This window comes from Lysobacter sp. (assembly GCA_013141175.1).
GTDB lineage: Bacteria > Pseudomonadota > Gammaproteobacteria > Xanthomonadales > Xanthomonadaceae > Lysobacter_I.
In genome coordinates this window covers 286,199-304,669 of record JABFRN010000001.1, presented here as the reverse complement: position 1 = coordinate 304,669, position 18,471 = coordinate 286,199, and the positions used below count along the sequence as shown (strand labels likewise).

Here is an 18,471-nt window from a genome sequence, read left to right as displayed (position 1 = left end):
TGGTCAGAACGCGCCGCCGAAGGTGAACTGCAGCCGTTCCAGATCGTCGGTTTCCTCGCTGCGCAGCGGGAACGCGTAGCTGATCGAGATCGGGCCGACCGGTGCGCGCCACAGCAGGGCGACACCGGCCGATGCGCGCAGTTCGCCCACGTCGAAGCTGTCGACATCCTTGAAGACGTTGCCGGCATCGAGGAACGCCGAGACGCGCGCTGCGGGGGTGTCGAGCAGCGCCGGGAAATACATTTCCAGCGAACCGGTGGTCTTCACCGCGCCGCCGATCGGCTGGCGGAACGAACTGCCGGTCGCGAAATCGACCGGACCCAGGGTGTTGTCGCGGAAACCGCGCAACGAGCGCACGCCGCCGGCGTAGAAGTTCTCGAAGAACGGCAGGCCGGTCCCCACGACGACACGGTCGAGCGTGGTGCCCGGTGCGCAATCGGCGTCGGAATAGGTCTTGCGCGGAATCGGCGGCGGACTGCCTTCAGCGCGGCACATCACGCGGATGCTGTCGCTGCCGTAGCTGTCGCCATAACCCAACTGCGCGCGCGTGTTCAGGACCATGTAGCGGTTCAACGGCCAGTATTTCGAGAACTCGTAATTGAGCTTGAAATACTCGGCGGTCGAGCCGGGCAGGGTGACTTCCGCCGACAGGCGCTGGTAGGTACCGTAGGTCGGCGTGAAGAAGTCGTTGCGGGTATCGCGCGCCCAGCCCAGCTCGGCACGCCAGGAGTGGAACGTGCTCTGGCCGAAGGCATCGATGTAATCGGTGACCGTTCGCGGCGACGAGCCCGGGAACGCCAGGATCTGGTTGCGGTCGATGCCGAACACCAGCGAGACGCTGTCGTTCTCGGTCAGCGGCAGGCCGAGCACGGCCTGCGCTGCGGCGCTGGTGCTCGAATACTGCGCTGTGTTGAAGTCGGAGTTGTCGAACTCGCGCCACCACATGTTGTAGCCGAGCGACAGGCCTTCATCGGTGAAATAAGGGTTCAGGAACGAGAACGAATAGCGCTGCAGGTAAGTGTTGCGCTGCACTTCCACGCTGATCTGGTTGCCGGTGCCCAGGAAGTTGTTCTGCGACAGCTGCAGGGTGGTGGTCAGCCCCGACAGCTGCGAATACCCGAAGCCGAAGGTGAAACTGCCCGACGTGGTTTCCTTGACGTTGAAGACCACATCGACCTGGTCGCTGGTGCCGGCCACGGGCACGGTTTCGACTTCGACCGAACCGCTTTCGAAGAAGCCCAGCCGCTGCAGGCGGACCTTGGAGCGGTCGATCGCGGCCTGCGAGAACCACGCGCCCTCGAACTGGCGCATTTCGCGGCGCAGCACTTCGTCGGTGGTGCGGGTGTTGCCCTTGAAGGCGAGGCGGCGCACGGTGACGCGCGGGCCGGGCACGACCTGCAGATTGATGCCGACGGTGCGTTTTTCGCGATTGATATCGGGGATCGGATTCACTTCGGCGAAGGCGTAGCCGATGTTGCCGAGCGCCGCGATGATCGAGTCGGAAGTCAGTTCCAGGAAGGTGCGCGAGAAGATCTGGCCTTCCTTGACCAGCACGTAACGCTTGATCTGTTCCTGCGACAGCACGGTGTCGCCGGTGATCTTCACCTCGGACAGCGTGTAGATCTCGCCTTCGGTCATGCCGGCGGTGACGTACATGTCCTTCTTGTCCGGACTGATCGCCACCTGGGTGCTGTCGACGCTGAAGTCGACGTAGCCGCGGTCGAGGTAGAACTCGTTGAGTTTTTCAAGATCGCCGGAGAGTTTTTCGCGGGAATACTGGTCGTCGCGGCGATACCAGCTGAGCCAGTTGCTCTCGTTCGATTCCCAGCGCTCGCGCAGTTGCTCTTCCTCGAATTTCTCGTTGCCGGTCAGATTGATGTGGCGGATGCGCGCGGCCTTGCCTTCGTTGATGTTGATGGTGACGTCGACGCGGTTGCGGTCCAGGCGGGTGATGGTCGGGTTGATCTCGACGTTGTACTTGCCGCGATTGTTGTAGGCGCGGTTGAGTTCCAGCGTGACCCGGTCCAGCGCCAGGCGGTCGTAGGTTTCGCCCTCGGCGATACCGATTTCCTTGAGGTTCGTCATCAGGTCCTCGGTCTTGAGGTCCTTGTTGCCGGACAGCGTGAGGGTGTTGATCGCGGGCCGTTCGGTGACCGTGACCACGAGAATGCCTCCGTCCCGATCGAGGCGGATGTCCTCGAAGAAGCCGGTCTTGTACAGCGCGCGCATGGCCTCGCCGATACGTGCGGAGTCGATCGTGTCGCCGCGCTCGATCGGGAGGTACGTGAAGATGGTGCCGGCCCCGATGCGCTGCAGGCCGTCGATACGGATGTCGGAGACGGTGAAGCTGGAGGCGGACGGCGCGGACGCGGTTTGCGCCAGGGTCGGCGCGGTGTGGAGCGAAGCCAGGCTCGTGGCAAGGGCAAGGGCCAACAGGCGGCGGGGTGGCGTGCGCGTCATCAAATACGTCCGGTTATGGGGCGGGGCTGGAGCGGGCGGATCAACATGTGGATCGACAGGAGGTGGATCACGACGTGGATCGGAGGTCGGCGAAAAAATCAGGAAACAACACTGGAAACGGAACGGTGGATCGCAATCGGCGCAACGGGTGCAGCCGTTCCATCGGCATCGGGATCAGGCGGCGATGGGACGTGCTGCCGGTGGCGCGTGGTGCTGGGTCGCGTCATTGGATCAGCCTTTGCAGATCGTTGTAGAAGGCGAGGCCCATGAGCCCGAACAACAGGGCAAGCCCCACATATTGCCCGGCGGCCATCGCACGCTCGCTTAACGGCCGGCCTTTGAGCAACTCGATAAGGTAATACAGCAGGTGCCCCCCATCCAAGACCGGAATGGGCAGCATGTTGAGAATCGCCAGGCTCAGACTGAGTGCGGCCAGCAGGCTGAGGTACCAGGCGACCCCGTTTTTGGCATAGGCGTTGGCTGCCTGGGCGATGCCGATCGGGCCGGAAACCGTGTTCTGCACCGCCAGCCGGCCGCTGAAGGCCCGTTGGATCATCCCGAACAGCTCGCCGGTCTGGAACCGGGTCTCGCGCAGCGCCGCCGGGAAAGCGGCCAATGGCCCGTAGCGCAGGACCGCGTCTTTCGGCGCTTTGCCGGTATCGGCGGCGCGCACGCCCAGCAGCCATGTGGGGGCACTGCCGGCGGCGTCGCCCGGGATGCTTTGCGACTTCGGGCTGACCACGACGGTCAGCGGGGCGCCATTGCGGACCAGATCGATGTCGCCGCCCCCGAGCTCGCCGATCCTGGCGACCAGCGGGGAAATATCGGCCCAGTACTGGACCTTGGTGCCGCCGATGGCGACGATCCGGTCGCCGACGCGGAGTTTGCCGTCGCCCGCAGAACCGGCCACGACTTCGCCGACCACGGCCGGTTGCATCTGGTGGCGCGGGATGATGCCGATCCGACCGAGGGTCTGCATCAGGTCGTTGCCCTTGGGCAACCTGGAGAAGTCGACCTGGCGGGTCAGCACGGCGCCTTCGGGGGTGCGGACGCGGATCGGCGTCCGTGCGCGGTCGATGGCCGAAGTGACCAGCGCCATGCTGGCCTCGGTCCAGGTCGGCGTTTCGCGCTCGCCGATCGCGAGCAGGGTGTCGCCGCGACGCATTCCGGACTCGGCTGCGATGCCCTGGGTCTCACCGACGACCGGCGCGTAGTCCGGACGACCGATGACGAACATCAGCCAGAACAGCGCGATGCACAGGATCAGGTTGGCGAGGGGGCCGGCCACGACCACGGCCATGCGTTGCCAGACGGTCTTGCGGTTGAAGGCTTGATCGAGCTCGTCGGCGCGCACGTCGCCTTCACGCTCGTCCAGCATCTTCACGTAACCGCCCAGCGGGATCGCGGCGACCACCCATTCGGTGCCGTCCTTGCCCTTGCGCATCCACAGCGGTTTGCCGAAGCCGACCGAAAACCGCAGCACTTTCACGCCGCAGCGGCGTGCGACCCAGTAATGGCCGTATTCGTGGAAGGTGACCAGGATGCCGAGCGCAACGATCAACCACCAGATGGAACTCAGGGCATCGATCATGCGTTCACCTTGCGTGAGATGGCGTCGACAGTCGCCGCGCGCGCGGAGGCGTCGGCGTCGAGCAGGGCATCGAGCGAATCGGCGGCGGCGTGCGACATGTGTTGCAGCGCCTCTTCGACCAGAGCGGGGATGGACAGGAAACCGATCCGGCCCTGAAGAAAGGCTGAAACCGCTTCCTCGTTGGCGGCGTTCAGTACGGCGGGCGCACTGCCGCCGGCGTCGAGCGCGGCGTAGGCCAGACGCAGACACGGGAACGCGTCGAGGTCCGGCGGTTCGAAATCGAGCCGCCCATGCGCGAGCAGATCGAGCCCGGCGACACCGGAGGCGATGCGTTCCGGCCATGCGAATCCCACCGCCAGCGCGGTGCGCATGTCGGGCAGGCCGAGCTGCGCCAGCATCGAGCCGTCGACGAATTCGACCAGCGAATGGACCAGACTCTGCGGATGCACCAGTACATCGATGCGCGTGCCGGGCATGCCGAACAGATGGTGCGCCTCGATCACTTCGAGGCCCTTGTTCATCAGCGTGGCCGAGTCGACCGAGATCTTCGGACCCATCGACCACTTCGGATGCGCCACCGCCTGCGCGGGCGTGACTTCGGTCAGTTCCGCGCGTGAACGACCCCGGAACGGGCCGCCGGACGCGGTGAGCTGGATCCGCTTCAGGCCGGCATGCGCTTCGGCGTTCGGCAAACACTGGAAGATCGCGTTGTGCTCGCTGTCGATCGGCACGATCGTCGCGCCAGCGTCGCGTGCGGCGGCGGTCAGCAGTTCGCCGGCCAGCACCAGCGACTCCTTGTTCGCCAGCAGCAGGCGCTTGCCGGCGCGTGCGGCAGCGAGCGTGGACGACAGCCCGGCGGCGCCGACGATCGCCGCGACCACGGTGTCGTTGCCCGCGTCCGCCGCGAGGGCGTCGATCGCGGTCATGCCGGCGTGGGCTTCGGTGTCGAGACCGGCCGCGCACAGGCCGTCGCGCAGTGCGGCGTAGCCCTGTTCGTCGGCGATGGCGGCATGCGCCGGGCGGTGGGTACGGCACAGCGCGATCAGCGCATCGACATTGCGTCCTGCGACCAGCGCGTGCGCCTGCAGTCGGTCCGGGTGGCGCGCGATCACGTCCAGCGCCGAGCTGCCGATCGAGCCGGTGGCGCCGAGCACGGCGACGCGCCTCATCGGCGTTCTCCGGCAGTGGTGCCGTGCGTGGCGCAGCGCGTGGTGGGCGAGGGCATGGCGGTCATGGACCGTGGGCGACGGGTCAAGTTCAGGACTCAGAAGCCGAACAACAGCTTGCCCAGCGCGAACACCGGCAGCGCCGCCAGCACGCTGTCGATGCGGTCGAGCACGCCGCCGTGGCCCGGGATCAGGTTGCCCGAGTCCTTGGCGCCGACGTGGCGCTTGAGCAGGCTCTCGAACAGATCGCCGACCACCGAGAACAGGATGGTCCAGACCGCGACGATGGCGACGTACAGCAGCTGTTTCATGGTGATCGCGTCGTTGGCCAGCGGTGCGGCGACCAGCGCGACCAGCATGCCGGCGACCATGCCGCCGACCATCCCTTCGACGGTCTTGTTGGGGCTGATCCGCGGGCTGAGTTTGGTGCGGCCGAACTTGCGCCCGGCGAAATAGGCGCCGGAGTCCGCCGCCCAAATGATCATCAGCGCCACCAGCAGCCAGCGGTTGCCGTGCGGCTGGCTGGCGTGGATCAGCGCCAGCGCGCACCATGCCGGGATCACGCTGAGCGTGGCGGCGGCGAGTTTGAACACCCGTGCGTGGGTGTCGTGGTCCGAAGCGAAATCGTAATGCCGCAGCCACAGCGCGGCCAGGAACCACCAGCCGACGCCGATCATCACCATGATCTGCAGCAGCACCAGCGACCCGCCCGAGGCCGAACGCGAAGCCCAGACCAGGGCCACCATCAGCAGCAGATTGACCACCAGCAGCACGCTGCGGGAGAGGGTGTCTTCGATCTCCGCCAGCTTCAACCACTCCCACAGGCCGATCAGGAACATGGCGGCGCTCAGTGCAGCCATCCACGGCGTGGGCAGCAGCAGCACGGCGGCGATGGCGAGCGGCGCCATGACCAGAGCAGCCAGCAAGCGCGTTTTGGTCATGCGTCGGTCCTGTCGTGAGTGGGTGGCGCGGGCGCGACCTGCGCGCTGGTCAGGCCGAAACGGCGCTCGCGGCCGGCGAAATCCTCGACCGCGCGGTCGAGGGTCGCGACATCCAGCTCGGGCCACAGCATTTCGGTGAACCACAGTTCGGTATACGCCAACTGCCACAGCAGGAAATTGCTGATCCGGTGGTCGCCGCCGGTGCGGATGAACAGGTCCGGGGTCGGCAGGTCGGCCAGCGCCATGTGCCGGGCGACGGCGGCTTCGTCGATCTGATCGGGCCGCAGCCGGCCGGCGGCCACTTCTTCGGCCAGCGCGCGGGCGGCCTGGGCGATGTCCTGACGGCCGCCGTAACTCGCGGCGATGCTCAGATGCAGCGCGTGGTTGCCGGCGGTGCGCTGCTCGGCATCGCGCATCTGCGCCAGGATTTCGGGCGCGAAGCGCTGGCGTTCGCCGATGAAGCGCAGGCGCACGCCGCGACGGTGCAGTTCATCGACTTCGCGCTCCAGCGCGTTGAGGAACAATTTCATCAGCGCGCCGACTTCATCCTCGGGGCGGCCCCAGTTTTCGCTGGAAAACGCGAACAGGGTCAGCGCCTCGATGCCGCGCTGCAGGCAATAGTCGATGCACAGATTCACCGCGCGCGCGCCGGCGCGATGGCCGATGATGCGCGGGCGCCGACGGCGTTCGGCCCAGCGGCCGTTGCCGTCCATGATCACGGCGAGGTGGCGCGGAACGCGCGGGGACGCTGGCGGAGCGCTCATGCGGGACGTGGCCTCAAACGGCCATCAATTCCTGCTCTTTCGCCTTCACCACATCGTCGACGTCCTTGATCGCCTTGTCGGTCAGCTTCTGGATGTCGTCCTCGCTGCGGCGCTCTTCGTCCTCGGTGATCTTCTTTTCCTTGAGCAGCTCTTTGACCTGCTGGTTGGAATCGCGACGGATGTTGCGGATCGCGACCTTGGTGTCTTCGCCCTCGGCGTGCACGTGCTTGGACAGCTCCTTGCGACGTTCTTCGGTGAGCGGCGGCAGATTGATGCGGATCGCGGTGCCGGCGGTATTCGGGGTCAGGCCCAGGTCGGAGGCGTAGATCGCCTTCTCGACCGCGGACACCATGTTCTTTTCCCAGGGCGTGATCAGCAGCGAACGCGCATCGGCGACGGCGATGCTGGCGACCTGCGACAGCGGCATGTCCGAGCCGTAGTAATTGACCTTGAGATGATCGACCAGCGAAGGCGAAGCGCGACCGGTGCGGACCTTGGTCAGGCTGTGGCGGAGCGCTTCGACGCTTTTGGCCATGCGCGCCTGCGTCTCTTTCTTGATGTCGTTGAGCATGCCGGTTCCTGTTTTCGTCAGGTGCTTCTGTCTGGTGGAGGGCCGCAGCCGGTGGTGCGGCGCGGCCAAAGCGCCAAGGCCGGCGATTATAAGCGATGCGCGGCTCCCGGCCGTCGGTGGCCGTCAGTGGCCGGCGTGCGGGTTGCCGGGATGCGGGCCGCCGCCGTGCGGGGCGAGGTCGTGGCGGTCGTGACCGCAAGTCTGCCCGTGTTCGATCTGCAGCGTCGGATGGTTGATGCCGAAGCGGTCGTTGAGCGCATGCACCACGCTGTCGAGGAAGGCGTCGTGGTCGAAAGCGGCGTCGTGGTCCGCCGCTCCGGGGCGCACCAGGTGCGCGGTCAACGCGATCTCGCCCGCACCCAGCGACCAGATGTGCAGATGGTGCACCGCCTGCACGCCCGGCTGGTCGGAGAGGAAGGCCTGGACCTCGCCCTGATCGATCCCGCGCGGCACCGCGTCCATCGCCGCCTCGAAGGCGTCGCGCAGCAGCCGGAACGCGCCCAGCGCGACCACCACCGCCACCAGCACCGCCGTCGCCGGGTCCAGCCAGCGCCAGTCCAGCCACAGCATGCCGAAACCGGCCAGCACTGCCGCCAGCGACACCGCAGCATCGGCCACGAGATGCAGGAACGCACCGCGACGATTGAGATCCTGACTGTGGCTGTGTCCACCGTGACCATCGCGCACGAACCAGGCCGCACCCAGATTCACCGCGATGCCGATCGCGGCCACGATGATCACCGGCAGCGCCGGGATCTGCGGCGGATCGGCGAAGCGGCGGACCGCTTCCCAGCCCAGCGCGCCGCTGAACCCGACCAGCAGCAGCGCATTGCCCAACGGCGAAAGCAGGGTCGCGCGCCGCCAGCCGTAGGTGTGGCGCCCGGTCGGCGCGCGCTTGGCCATCGTCGCCGCGCCCCAGGCCAGCGCGAGCCCCAGCACATCGCCGAAGTTGTGCAGCGCATCGGACAGCAGCGCCAGCGAATCGGTATGGAAGCCATATCCCGCTTCCAGCGCGGTGTAAGCGAGATTGATCAGGGTCGCGATCGCGAACGCACGGGTGCCGCTGGCGAAGCCGTGGCTGTGGCCGCGATCATGCCCATGCCCATGTCCATGGGCATGCTCGCGTGCTTCAGCATGCGGGTGTTCCGCAGCGTGGTCGTGATGATGATCGTGTGGAGGCATACGCAAATGTTGACACGGCGCCCGAGGCGGACACTATCCGGCAATGCCCGTGCGGGCACCGCCGGACAGCGGCGGCATCGTCACTCGCGGGTCAGGCGCTTCAACAGCGGCGTGGCGAGGAACAGCAGCGCACCGGCGGCCAAACCAATCCACATCATTTTGGTGAAGACATCGGCGTAGGTCGCCAAGGCATCGGCCACCGAGGCCTCCGGCGGAATCGCGGCCCAGGTCCCGAGCCGGCCAGCGATGATTTCGCCGAACGCCGAGAACAGGAACCACGCGCCCATCATCATGCCCACCGCGCGCGGAATCGACAGCGACGTCACCGCCGACAGGCCGATCGGCGACAGCACCATCTCGCCCAGCACCAGCACGAGGTAGGCGAGGATCATCCACCACAGGCTGACCTTGCCGTCGGCGCCGGGATTGGCCGCCGAGAACGCCAGGATGCCGAACGCCAGACCGCAGAACACCAGGCCCCAGGCGAATTTGCCCGGATAGCTGGGGTTGAGGCCGAGCTTGTCCAGTCGCGGCCACAGCCAAGCGAAGACCGGCGCCAGCAGGATCACGAACAGCGCGCCGAAGTTGGTGGTCTGCGGACCGTTCCAGGTGATGCCGAACGTGGTCAGATCCATCGTGCGGTCGGCCATCGCCACCCACGGGCCGTAAGTCTGTTCGTACAGGCCCCAGAACAGCGCGCTGACCGTGATCAGCATCATCAGCATGATCATCCGGCCCTTGTCGCGCGCATTGATGCCCGACAGCAGCAGGCGGACGAACCACAGATACAGCGCCGCGCCGAGGATCACCGCGATCACTTCGGTGAGCGTCACTTCGTGACCACCGGCGAGCGCGGACAGCGGGCCGAGATCGATCCGCGTCTGCAGGATCTGCCACACCGCGACCACCATGACCATGCCGCCGAGATAGATCGCCCATTCGCGCGAAATGCCGGCGAACAGCGGCGCCTTGAGCAATGCCGGATCCGCCGGCTCGGCCTGTCCGAGCAGGTGTTTGCGGCCGAGCACGAACTGCACCAGACCCAGCGCCATCATCACGCCGGACAGGCCGAAACCGTAGCCCCAACCGAATTCGATGCCGATGTAACCGACGATGATCGACGACAGCCACGCACCGACGTTGATGCCCATGTAGAAGATGGTGAACCCCGAATCGCGGCGCGGGTCGGCGTCGCTGTACAGCCGCCCGACGATCGTCGAGATGTTCGGTTTGAGGAAGCCCACGCCCACGCCGATCAGCGCCAGCGAGGCGTACATGATCTGCACCGCGAACGCGTCCGGCTGCGCGCTGTCGACCGTGCCGCTGGCGGCGTGGCCGGTATAGGCCATGCCAAGCTGCCCAAGCACCAGCAGGATGCCGCCGAACACCACCGCCTTGCGCATGCCGAGATAACGATCGGCGAGCAGACCGCCGAGCAGCGGCAATGCGTAGGCCAGACCGGCATAGGTGCCGAGCAGCAGATAGCCGTTGGTGTCGGTGAACAGGTGATGCTTGGTCAGGTACAGGAACAGCAGCGCCTTCATGCCGTAGAACGCGAAGCGCTCCCACATTTCGGTCAGGAAGCAGACGTAGAGGCCTTTGGGATGGCCGAACAGTTCGTCGTGGGCCGGTACGGAGACGGGTGCGGTCGAATTCAAGACGGGCTCCGGAATGGGAAGCGGGCAGTCCCGGAGTATAGCGGCGGTCACCGCCCATGCCCGTGCATCGCCTGGCCACGGGGCAGGCCGGAACGAAGCCCCTACGCAGCGGCTTCGCCCCGGCCGGGCCGGCGGGACGGGCGGTTTCAATACGCCCGGGCCCTCATTCCACCTTGGCCGTACCGCGCCACGTGTTGCGCCCGTCGTACATCACGCTGTCGCCGCTGCCGAAGAACCAGGCGTTCCAGTTGAGGGTGTCCTCGTCGTCCTGGAAGACCCAGCCGTGCTGCAGGGCGAACGGCGCCGGCAGCGCGGTGGGGGCGAAGACGCCGTGCGCGAAGCCGAGTTTCGGGAACGCCTGCATCTGCCCGAGCACCGATTTCGCGCCGCCGTCGAAATGGCAGTAGAAATTGAACCAGGTATTGAAGATGCGGAAGTTCGGGAAATTGTCGCCGCTCGAGCTGTTGGTGTTGTGCCAGATCTCGTCTTCTTCGACGCGCAGCACGCGGCGCGCGCCGGAAGGACACAGCACGCCCATGTTCAGCACGGCGTAGTCGTGCTCGTTGCCGGTCTTGGGGAGCGGGCGATACAGCAGCGACGTCAGCGTGTCGAGCTTGCAGAAGCGATACGTCGTGTTGTTCGTCGAGGTGATCGCACCGATCCATCCGCCCCTGCCGTTGGCGTTGCGACGATCCTCGTCGTCCATGTGGATCTGGGTCAACGCGTACGGCGCGGGGCATGCGGCCTTTTCGGGGATGACGCCGATATTGAAAAGATGGTCGAACAACCATTGCCACCATTTTTCCTTGCCTGCCGCCCCGCGCGCCACGGCTTTCGCATCGACCGCGACGAAGCTTTCGACGCCGTCCTTCACTTGGACGGTGCAGGCGTCCTTGAATCCCATCGCGCCGCAATAGCTCAGCGCGAGCTGTTCGCCCTCCGCCGCCATGAATGCATCGATGTCCACGGAGCCGCTGTCCGGATAACGCATGTCGATATCCTGGACGCGTGCGATGAAGGATTTCACGGATGCGGGCATCGGGTCGGTCTGTCTGGCCAACTCGTATTCTTCCGGCGGTGTCTCGGCTTCCGAATTTTCGGCGAGAACGATCGGAGAGAATACGCAGGAGAAGGCGATTGCGACGCCCAGTACATTTTTCTTTTTCATGATGTTGTTCCTGATGAAGTGTGGAGCGGAGTGGATCGCCCGCCATGCGGGTTCATCTCCGCCGCGGATGCGGCGGAATTTCGGGCGACGATGGTCGTGACGCGTGTCCGGAGCGCGGAGACGGCTTGGCGTCTGCGTTCGGATGTCGTGCTTTTCAGTGCTGTTCTGTTCGACTCACGTTCGTGTACGTGACTGTTGATTTCATCATCTGTGTCTGTGATACCAGTGTCTCGCGATCGCTCGCCGCATGATTGAATCGGATCACTGATGTTGATCATCGAATGATCGTTTGTGCGAGCGATCGGGATGATGGCGAAAAAGAAATTTCATGCGTCGATGCATGCGGTCCGTCGATGCGCCGCGAGTGGAATTGTCGCGGCATGCATGCGTGTGCATTCGTATTGCACGGAAATTGATGCGCGCGCCCATGCCCGGCGGATCGATCGCGGCGCGACTCGATGCGCGCCGATCCCGCGGAAGCGCGCAACGCGCATGCGTGGCGCGTCGATGCGGATGCGAAGATGCGTGGTTGGTGCCGGCGCGCTACACCGCGTATGCGTTCCGCTGCGGCGGGCGGGATATGCGATCGGCTGCTTGCAGGCTCAAGCCTGCGTGCGAGGCTGGCGCTGGAAGCGGATGCGGGCGCCGTTGAATCAGCGATACGACCGCGCCGGCGGATGCCGGCGCGGTCGGTGAAGCGGGTCTCGAGAAAGCAATCAACGATCCGTGGATATCAATCCCATGGGTTGGCGGGTTGATCGTTGATCGCCACCCAGAAGCGGTTCGCGGCACTGAGTACACCCTGTCCCCAGAACGTCCAGCCTCCGCCGCCATCGTGGAACTCGGCCATGCGGAAGCCTTGGCCGAAGATGTTCGCGCAATGGCCGTCGGAGACCGCGCGCGAGGTCAGCGACAGTCCGCTCACCGGTGCGGTCAAGCGCAGTTCGCCCGCGACCCAGCCGTTGTAATAGTCGAAACTCATGCCCGGCGGCGGCGCGCGGCCGTCGATGCGGACGCACAGGATCGGCAGCGAAACGGCGGGGTTGGTATCGCCGATGTATGGATTGGTCTGCGTGTCGGCGCCGACATGCGAGTAGGAACCGTTGCGCTCGATCAACTTCCAGGTCATGCCCGCATGTCCGCTGTAGCCGTTCACCTGCACGTTGCGCGCCGTGCTGTGGTTCAGATTCCGGCCGTGCGCATCGCGAAGCGCGGTCAGGCGCAGGGGTTTGACTCCCAACTGCGTCCATGTGTGCGTGTGCTCGGTCAGGGTTGCCGCAGGGCCGTTGAACGCCGCACTGCTGCCATCTCCCCAGTCGAGGCTGTAGTCGACATTGTCGGTGTATGGCCAGCACGACCGCATCCGTGCGCCGTAGTTCTGGGCGCTGTTGACGGGCACCACGGCCGGGCCCTGCAGCATCGGCGAAAGCGCGTCGGATTCCGTGAGATCCCAGAAGCCCACGTGCCAACGCTGCGAGCGCCACAATTCGCGACGCCATTCGCGGGTCAGGAAGGTATCCGCCTGCGCGGTGATCGCCAGCTGCCAGTCCAGATCGAAGGTCAACGCGTCGACGGTTTCAAAATGGCCATCGCTGTCGGCGTCGCCGCAGTTGTTGCCGTAATAGCCCCAGAGATCGGCGTACAGGTAGGGACGGACACCGGCTTGCGCGTAGGCGACGCTCTCCGAATACAGGTAGCCGCGGAAAGCCACTTGCAGGTACACCGATGGCTGGATCCGGGCGGTGATCCCGGCGGTGAATATCTGCGAGCCCAGGTCGGTGGTGTCGAAATTCCGGGTTCCGGTGCAGCCGTCCGGCGTGCAGTAGTAATCGAGATAGCCGGAGACGCTGCGCCGCCCGCTGTAAGTGACCGAGCCGGTGACGCTGGCATTGATGGCGTTGGCATCGAAGCCCGCCGTGATCGGCAGGTTGAAGCCGACATGGACCGGAATCGGGCCCGCCATGAAATTGATCGAGAACAGGAACGGTTTGGCGATCTGCCACTCCTTCGGATCGGGATTCGAATAACTGATCGTCCCGCTGACCGTCGCGCCGGGGTCGGCGATCGCAGTCGCCGCCACGCGCGCGTGGCGGAAGCGCACGCCGTAAGGTATGCAGAGAAACAGGATGCGCGTCTTTTTCAGGGTGATCTTGATTTCGCCAAGACCGTTGACCTCGGCCGTGCCGGTCAAGGCGACGGTTCCGGTGAACCCACCGTTCAGATCCCAACTGCGACTCAGCGGCGAACTGGCGCTGAACTGCTTGCTCTTGGTGATGTCGGCATCCGTGCAAGGCCTTCTTGCAGCGTCGCTGCGCGCCAGCGGGATGGACGGATCCCCGTCGTCGGGTTGCGATGCGATCTCGATCAGGCCCGGCGTGGGGCTGCCTTGTTCGAGCGACCGCTGCACTTCCTCGACCACAGAGGCGCTGAGCACGAAGGTCTGGTCTTCGCCTTCCGGTCTTGATGCCAGATCGTCGATCAATCCTTGCTTGATGGGCTCGGGGATCGGCGCTGTCGCGATGCCGAGTGGTCCGTCGATCGTGTAATAGCGCTCGCTGAAGGGTTTGCCGGTTGAATCGATGACGCCGGTCGCTTCGATCAGTTGCCAGCCCTCGTCGCTGGAAATGACCCGCTGGCTGTAACCGGGGTCTCCGCTTTGGCCGCCGTCATCGATGGACTGCGCGAATACGGAAGCGCATACCGAGCCCGACAGGACAAGCAGCAGAATACGAGCCTTGATCATCAGTCCTTTTTGCCGGAAACGCGAATCTCTTGTTGGCTTGTGCATGATGTTCTCCATGGCGTTGTTACGAGAAATACTCCAATGGCGCCAGGCGCTCATGCTCCGATCAAGCGACCGCAGCATGAAGCGACAGACCTGCACGCGAGTGCTGACGCCTGCACCCGACGCGGAGACCGGGTCGTTGCCGCGGCGCATGACCGGAAAATGCGGCAACAGACCCAATACGATGCGACAACCACCTCAATAGACGGCGAACTCGTTGATCCGAACATGGCCCGGCTGATGGGCGGGTCCCTGCCAGCCGAGAATGCGCATGCGCGTGGTCGAGACCGGAGCGAAATTGTCCGTGTTGCCGAGTGCGGTGTTGCCGACCCGATGCGCCAACGGCAACCAGGTCGCGCCGTTCCAGTACTCGATATCGTAGTCCCGCACCGCGTAGCCTGCGGTCGTGGTCACCACAACGCTCGACGCCGTGACCGGAGCGCTCCAGGTCAGTTGGACCCACTGCGGCATCGGCACGCCCCAGTCGTTCGCCCAGCTCGATTGTCCGCCGAGCGCGGTGCTGCCGATGCCGTCGTTGACGCGCGATGCGGCGTAACAATCCGGTGAAGTCTGCGGCGGGCCGACACAGTACGTGCTGGAAGCGGTGGCGGTGGCCGATAGCGCGAGGTTGGACGGAATGCCGCCACCGGCGAGCGCGAGGCTGCGTTCCCATATCCGCAGATAGGTCTCCGCCGAACGCTTTTCGAGATGCTCCATGTACTGCGCCGGTACCCCGACGCGTTTCAGATCGGCGATGTATTCCGGCAGCAGGCCGACATGGCCGAGGCCCTTCCTGTGCAGATCGTTGAAGCCGTTCGTCGCCAGGAGCTGCTGGTAATCCTCGGTGCAGCCGACCGGCAGATAGAACGGCGAACCGCCCAGCGGGCTGCGGTCGAAGCGGGTGAAGACGCCCTTGCTCTGGGTGATGAAGCCATTGAAATCCCCGCCGAAGCCGACATTGATGTTCCTGTCGACCGCATACATCAGCGATTGCGCGAAAGACCGCACGCTGCCCTTGCAACTGTTGGCGACCACCGGCTGCGACTGCGGCGGCCGGATGTACGGATTGGCCGCTTCCGGGCCCGTACGCAGGCCGATCATGCCGCCGGTGTCGGTGATCATGTGGATCTCGTCCGCGCGGATGTACTTCTCGTTTTTCTCGTCGTGGCCCGCACCCTCGATCATGTCCCACATGTGCGCGTGGGAATAGGTCAACGGATACTGCCCCCTGCCCATCGCGATCCCATACGTCTGCTGCAGCGATTTTCGCGAGAGATGGGAGACATCCAGGATCATCCCGCGATCGATCATCGCATTCACCAGGCCTCTGCCGTCCTGGGTCAACCCCTGGTCGTTGAGATGCAGTTCGCCATCGCATTTCGGGCGATAGATGATCGGCATGATCCATTGCGACGAAGGGATGCCTTCGATCTGGATCGTGCCGTTGCCATCCCTGCAGACCGTGTCGTTGATCCGGGTGTTGATGCCGCCGAAGGTCAGCGCCTCGACCAGGGTGGCGGCCGTGCGCAGATTGTTGATCGGCGCAGTGCCCGCGAAGCGGTTGTCCGCATGATGGACAAGCTGCAGCGAACGGATGCCCAGCGCATGCAATTCGTTGAGCTGCGGAATGTAGTCGCCGTCCGGGAACAGCCGGGTGACTTCCGCGGTCATCACCAGCGCGAGTTTTCCCTGTGCGATCAGCGATCTTGCCTGCGCCGGCGTTTCCGCGATCCCGACCCAACCGCTGTTGCGGGATACGAAGCCGCGCAGGAACAGCGCCTGGCGTTTGATCGAAGCCATTTCGTCGCAATCGTAGCGGCGGCGCAGCGGCGGCGTTGTCTGGCACAGGAAGTTCGACTCGGCGAACGAAACGCCCATGACCCGCAGGCCGTTCGCGTGCGCCTTCTGAAGATGCCCGAACCACATCTGCTGGTGCGCGATCGCATCCCACTTCGGCCAGTCCTCGAAGTGCTCCTGCGGGCAGGTCCCCGGGATCGGAAACCACAGGAAATATCTGCAGCGGCGATTGTCGTAACCGCGTCGACGGAACAGATGCCAACCGGTGTCCTTGCCCAGTATTTCGGAGACGCCAGGAAAGATGGTTGCGGCGTGGCTGCCCATTCCAGCGGGATAGCCGAAGTTGCCGTCGCAACGCGCCAACGCCGACTGCATCGGCCCTTCGGTGCTGCCCCAGAACCAGCTTCCGCCGAACGCATGCTCGCCCATCAGGTGCGAGTGCATGTCGACATAACCTTCGACTGTCGCGTGCGCGGCGCCGCCGAGAACGGCGGAAACCGCCAGGGCGAGCTTGATCAGAAACCGTCTGGATTGCTTCATGGCGCACCTCTGCTCGTAAGCGGTATGTCCGTGCGGGCAAACGTTTCTTTCGACGTCCGGTTCTTTTCGACGTCAATTCGGTTCGAGCGCGGGCAGCGGGCCGGCCGGAGTGGAATCCGGCGGCACCTCGGTGTCGGTATGCGGCAGCAAATGCGCTTCTTTTCCGGCCAGCGAGAATTTCCGGATCATGCGGCCGTTTCCGTCGCCCACGTAGAGCACGCCGTTATCGCTGTCCAGCGCCAGTCCGTGGATGGTTTCGGCGTCCGGAAGCGTCAGCAGTTCGATGCTGCTTTCCTGTCCGGTCTGCACATCGATGGTGTTGCGATACACGATGTTCGCGGTCGCGGTGTAGAACGCGAATTCGGTTCCGGTGGAGACATCGATCGCGTACGGTTCCTCGAACGCGGTCGCCAGTGTCGTCGGCACACCGCCAGCGACAGCGACGCTCCGCACGGTTTCCGCTGCGGAGTCGGTCCACAGCAGGACTTGCGTTTCAGCATCGAAGGCCATGCCGTAAGGCAACCCCGCCTCTGCGGCGACGATCTCCATCGCGCTGCCGTCGAATGCGCTCCGACGGATGGTTCCGGTCATCGCATCGGCCCAGTACAGCCGCGTGTCGGCGGTGGGTTCGGAGCGGGAACCATCGCTGTAGGTCCCCTTCGTTCCCTGGATCACGAGCGCGCTCGACTGCACGCGTGTCGCGGCGGGTTCGGTGTGCAGCAGCAGGTAGAGCGCGAGCAACAGGAATGCAGCGCTGACGATCCAGGTTCTCACGGCGATCCCTCCGTACATGCAGGAACGGGCCCGGCACGGGCGATACCACGGAAAATGCGATGTGCATCACCCGATACATGGAACCGGCAATACATGGAGCCGGGTCGCGTGTGCGCATCGGCGGATGCGATACGTTTCCGTACATGAGTGTGTTGTAGCAAGCGCCCGCATCGCAGCGCTTGAATCAGATCGCTGACTTCAACGGCGACCGGCTTGAAACCTGATCAATGTCCGGAAAGCTGCACGACATTCATGTCGGAGGGCTTGGCGCCGCAGATCCGGTGGAAGCTGCGGCTCAAATGCGCGCAGTCGGAAAAGCCGGCGTTGTGCGCGGCGGAGGTGATCGAGTCGCCGTGTTCCAAGCGTTCGAATACATGCACCAGCCGTCGCCACAGGACGTAGTTCCTGACCGGAAGTCCGGTCTGTTCGCGGAACAGGTTCGCGAAGCGGCTGGGAGACAGATGGACCTGGCGTGCCAACCCTGCGTAATTCAATGCCTGCAGCAGATCATGGTCGATGATATCCAGCGCTCGTGCGATCCGCGGATCGGAGGGTCCGACCGCGAGCAGGCCGGGCAGCGAGTGTTCGCACCAGCGATACGCCAATGCCTCCACGGTGTCGCGGTCGGCGTTGCGGTCTCGCACCAGATCGCGCAACGCGGCCAGGATCGACGCGTCCGGCGGGATCGGCGTTCCGCCCGCCGCGCGCCATTTCGTGTAGGCCACCGGATTGGTGTCCAGATACAGGTAGGCCAGCGTCGATGTCCTCGCGCCGATCTGATGCATCTTCTGCGGGGCGATGCAGGCGAACTGCGCTTCCGGCGTCCTGTCCTGCCGACCGTCTTCTTCGATCTCGAGATCGAACGGACCATCCAGTGCGACGGTCATCTGCAGCGCCTGATGCGCGTGCAGGCTCGACTGGTGATTGTTCGAGAAGCACAAGGCCAGATTTCGATAAAGATGGATGCGCAGCGGCATGGTATCGACAAACTCCCTTGCTCGGTTCAGGTGGCAGGCCGCTCTGGGGCGGTTGGCTTATTGCCGGCGCGATCCATGCCTCGCAGTTCCGTTGTCC

At 64.8% G+C, this 18,471-nt stretch carries 13 protein-coding genes; all 13 read right to left on the bottom strand.

From position 1 onward, the window contains the following. Positions 1-3 precede the first annotated feature (3 nt). Positions 4-2,460: an outer membrane protein assembly factor BamA gene (gene bamA / locus HOP03_01435; GenBank protein NOT86828.1), complete on the bottom strand. Its 2,457-nt coding sequence runs from the start codon at positions 2,458-2,460 to the stop codon at positions 4-6. Between the two features lie 223 nt (positions 2,461-2,683). Then, positions 2,684-4,051, bottom strand: a complete 1,368-nt coding sequence (gene rseP / locus HOP03_01430; protein NOT86827.1) for an RIP metalloprotease RseP — start codon at positions 4,049-4,051, stop codon at positions 2,684-2,686. Next, on the bottom strand, positions 4,048-5,220 hold the full coding sequence (locus tag HOP03_01425; GenBank protein ID NOT86826.1) for a 1-deoxy-D-xylulose-5-phosphate reductoisomerase: 1,173 nt from the start codon (positions 5,218-5,220) through the stop codon (positions 4,048-4,050). The genes rseP and HOP03_01425 overlap by 4 nt, the downstream gene beginning before the upstream one ends. Positions 5,221-5,315: 95 nt before the next feature. Beyond that, the gene (locus HOP03_01420; protein NOT86825.1) at positions 5,316-6,158 is read right to left on the bottom strand and encodes a phosphatidate cytidylyltransferase; all 843 of its coding nucleotides are present in this window, start codon (positions 6,156-6,158) and stop codon (positions 5,316-5,318) included. Beyond that, positions 6,155-6,922 carry a di-trans,poly-cis-decaprenylcistransferase gene (gene uppS / locus HOP03_01415; GenBank protein ID NOT86824.1) on the bottom strand — a complete coding sequence of 256 codons (768 nt, stop codon included), beginning with the start codon at positions 6,920-6,922 and terminating at the stop codon, positions 6,155-6,157. The genes HOP03_01420 and uppS overlap by 4 nt, the downstream gene beginning before the upstream one ends. Before the next feature lie 13 nt (positions 6,923-6,935). Next, a complete protein-coding gene (frr, locus tag HOP03_01410) occupies positions 6,936-7,493 on the bottom strand; it encodes a ribosome recycling factor (protein ID NOT86823.1) in 558 nt (185 codons plus the stop codon). A 123-nt stretch (positions 7,494-7,616) separates the two neighbouring features. Further along, positions 7,617-8,675: a cation transporter gene (locus tag HOP03_01405; GenBank protein NOT86822.1), complete on the bottom strand. Its 1,059-nt coding sequence runs from the start codon at positions 8,673-8,675 to the stop codon at positions 7,617-7,619. An 80-nt stretch (positions 8,676-8,755) separates the two neighbouring features. Further along, positions 8,756-10,333, bottom strand: coding sequence for a peptide MFS transporter (locus HOP03_01400; protein NOT86821.1), 1,578 nt, complete (start codon positions 10,331-10,333; stop codon positions 8,756-8,758). Positions 10,334-10,496: 163 nt separating this feature from the next. Further along, positions 10,497-11,501: a hypothetical protein gene (locus HOP03_01395; protein NOT86820.1), complete on the bottom strand. Its 1,005-nt coding sequence runs from the start codon at positions 11,499-11,501 to the stop codon at positions 10,497-10,499. A 733-nt stretch (positions 11,502-12,234) separates the two neighbouring features. After that, entirely contained in the window at positions 12,235-14,289 is a 2,055-nt protein-coding gene (locus HOP03_01390) for a hypothetical protein (GenBank protein NOT86819.1), read from the bottom strand. 195 nt (positions 14,290-14,484) lie between these two features. Then, positions 14,485-16,623: a hypothetical protein gene (locus tag HOP03_01385; protein NOT86818.1), complete on the bottom strand. Its 2,139-nt coding sequence runs from the start codon at positions 16,621-16,623 to the stop codon at positions 14,485-14,487. Positions 16,624-16,695: 72 nt separating this feature from the next. Beyond that, on the bottom strand, positions 16,696-17,397 hold the full coding sequence (locus tag HOP03_01380; GenBank protein ID NOT86817.1) for a hypothetical protein: 702 nt from the start codon (positions 17,395-17,397) through the stop codon (positions 16,696-16,698). 224 nt (positions 17,398-17,621) lie between these two features. Beyond that, a complete protein-coding gene (locus HOP03_01375; GenBank protein ID NOT86816.1) occupies positions 17,622-18,374 on the bottom strand; it encodes a helix-turn-helix transcriptional regulator in 753 nt (250 codons plus the stop codon). Between the last annotated feature and the right edge of the window lie 97 nt (positions 18,375-18,471).

Excerpts from the sequence above, each read along its gene's own strand:
- bamA (NOT86828.1), bottom strand. The coding sequence starts at position 2,460 with ATGACGCGCACGCCACCCCGCCGCCTGTTGGCCCTTGCCCTTGCCACG.
- rseP (NOT86827.1), bottom strand. The coding sequence starts at position 4,051 with ATGATCGATGCCCTGAGTTCCATCTGGTGGTTGATCGTTGCGCTCGGC.
- HOP03_01425 (NOT86826.1), bottom strand. The coding sequence starts at position 5,220 with ATGAGGCGCGTCGCCGTGCTCGGCGCCACCGGCTCGATCGGCAGCTCG.
- HOP03_01420 (NOT86825.1), bottom strand. The coding sequence starts at position 6,158 with ATGACCAAAACGCGCTTGCTGGCTGCTCTGGTCATGGCGCCGCTCGCC.
- uppS (NOT86824.1), bottom strand. The coding sequence starts at position 6,922 with ATGAGCGCTCCGCCAGCGTCCCCGCGCGTTCCGCGCCACCTCGCCGTG.
- frr (NOT86823.1), bottom strand. The coding sequence starts at position 7,493 with ATGCTCAACGACATCAAGAAAGAGACGCAGGCGCGCATGGCCAAAAGC.
- HOP03_01405 (NOT86822.1), bottom strand. The coding sequence starts at position 8,675 with ATGCCTCCACACGATCATCATCACGACCACGCTGCGGAACACCCGCAT.
- HOP03_01395 (NOT86820.1), bottom strand. The coding sequence starts at position 11,501 with ATGAAAAAGAAAAATGTACTGGGCGTCGCAATCGCCTTCTCCTGCGTA.
- HOP03_01390 (NOT86819.1), bottom strand. The coding sequence starts at position 14,289 with ATGCACAAGCCAACAAGAGATTCGCGTTTCCGGCAAAAAGGACTGATG.
- HOP03_01385 (NOT86818.1), bottom strand. The coding sequence starts at position 16,623 with ATGAAGCAATCCAGACGGTTTCTGATCAAGCTCGCCCTGGCGGTTTCC.
- HOP03_01375 (NOT86816.1), bottom strand. The coding sequence starts at position 18,374 with ATGCCGCTGCGCATCCATCTTTATCGAAATCTGGCCTTGTGCTTCTCG.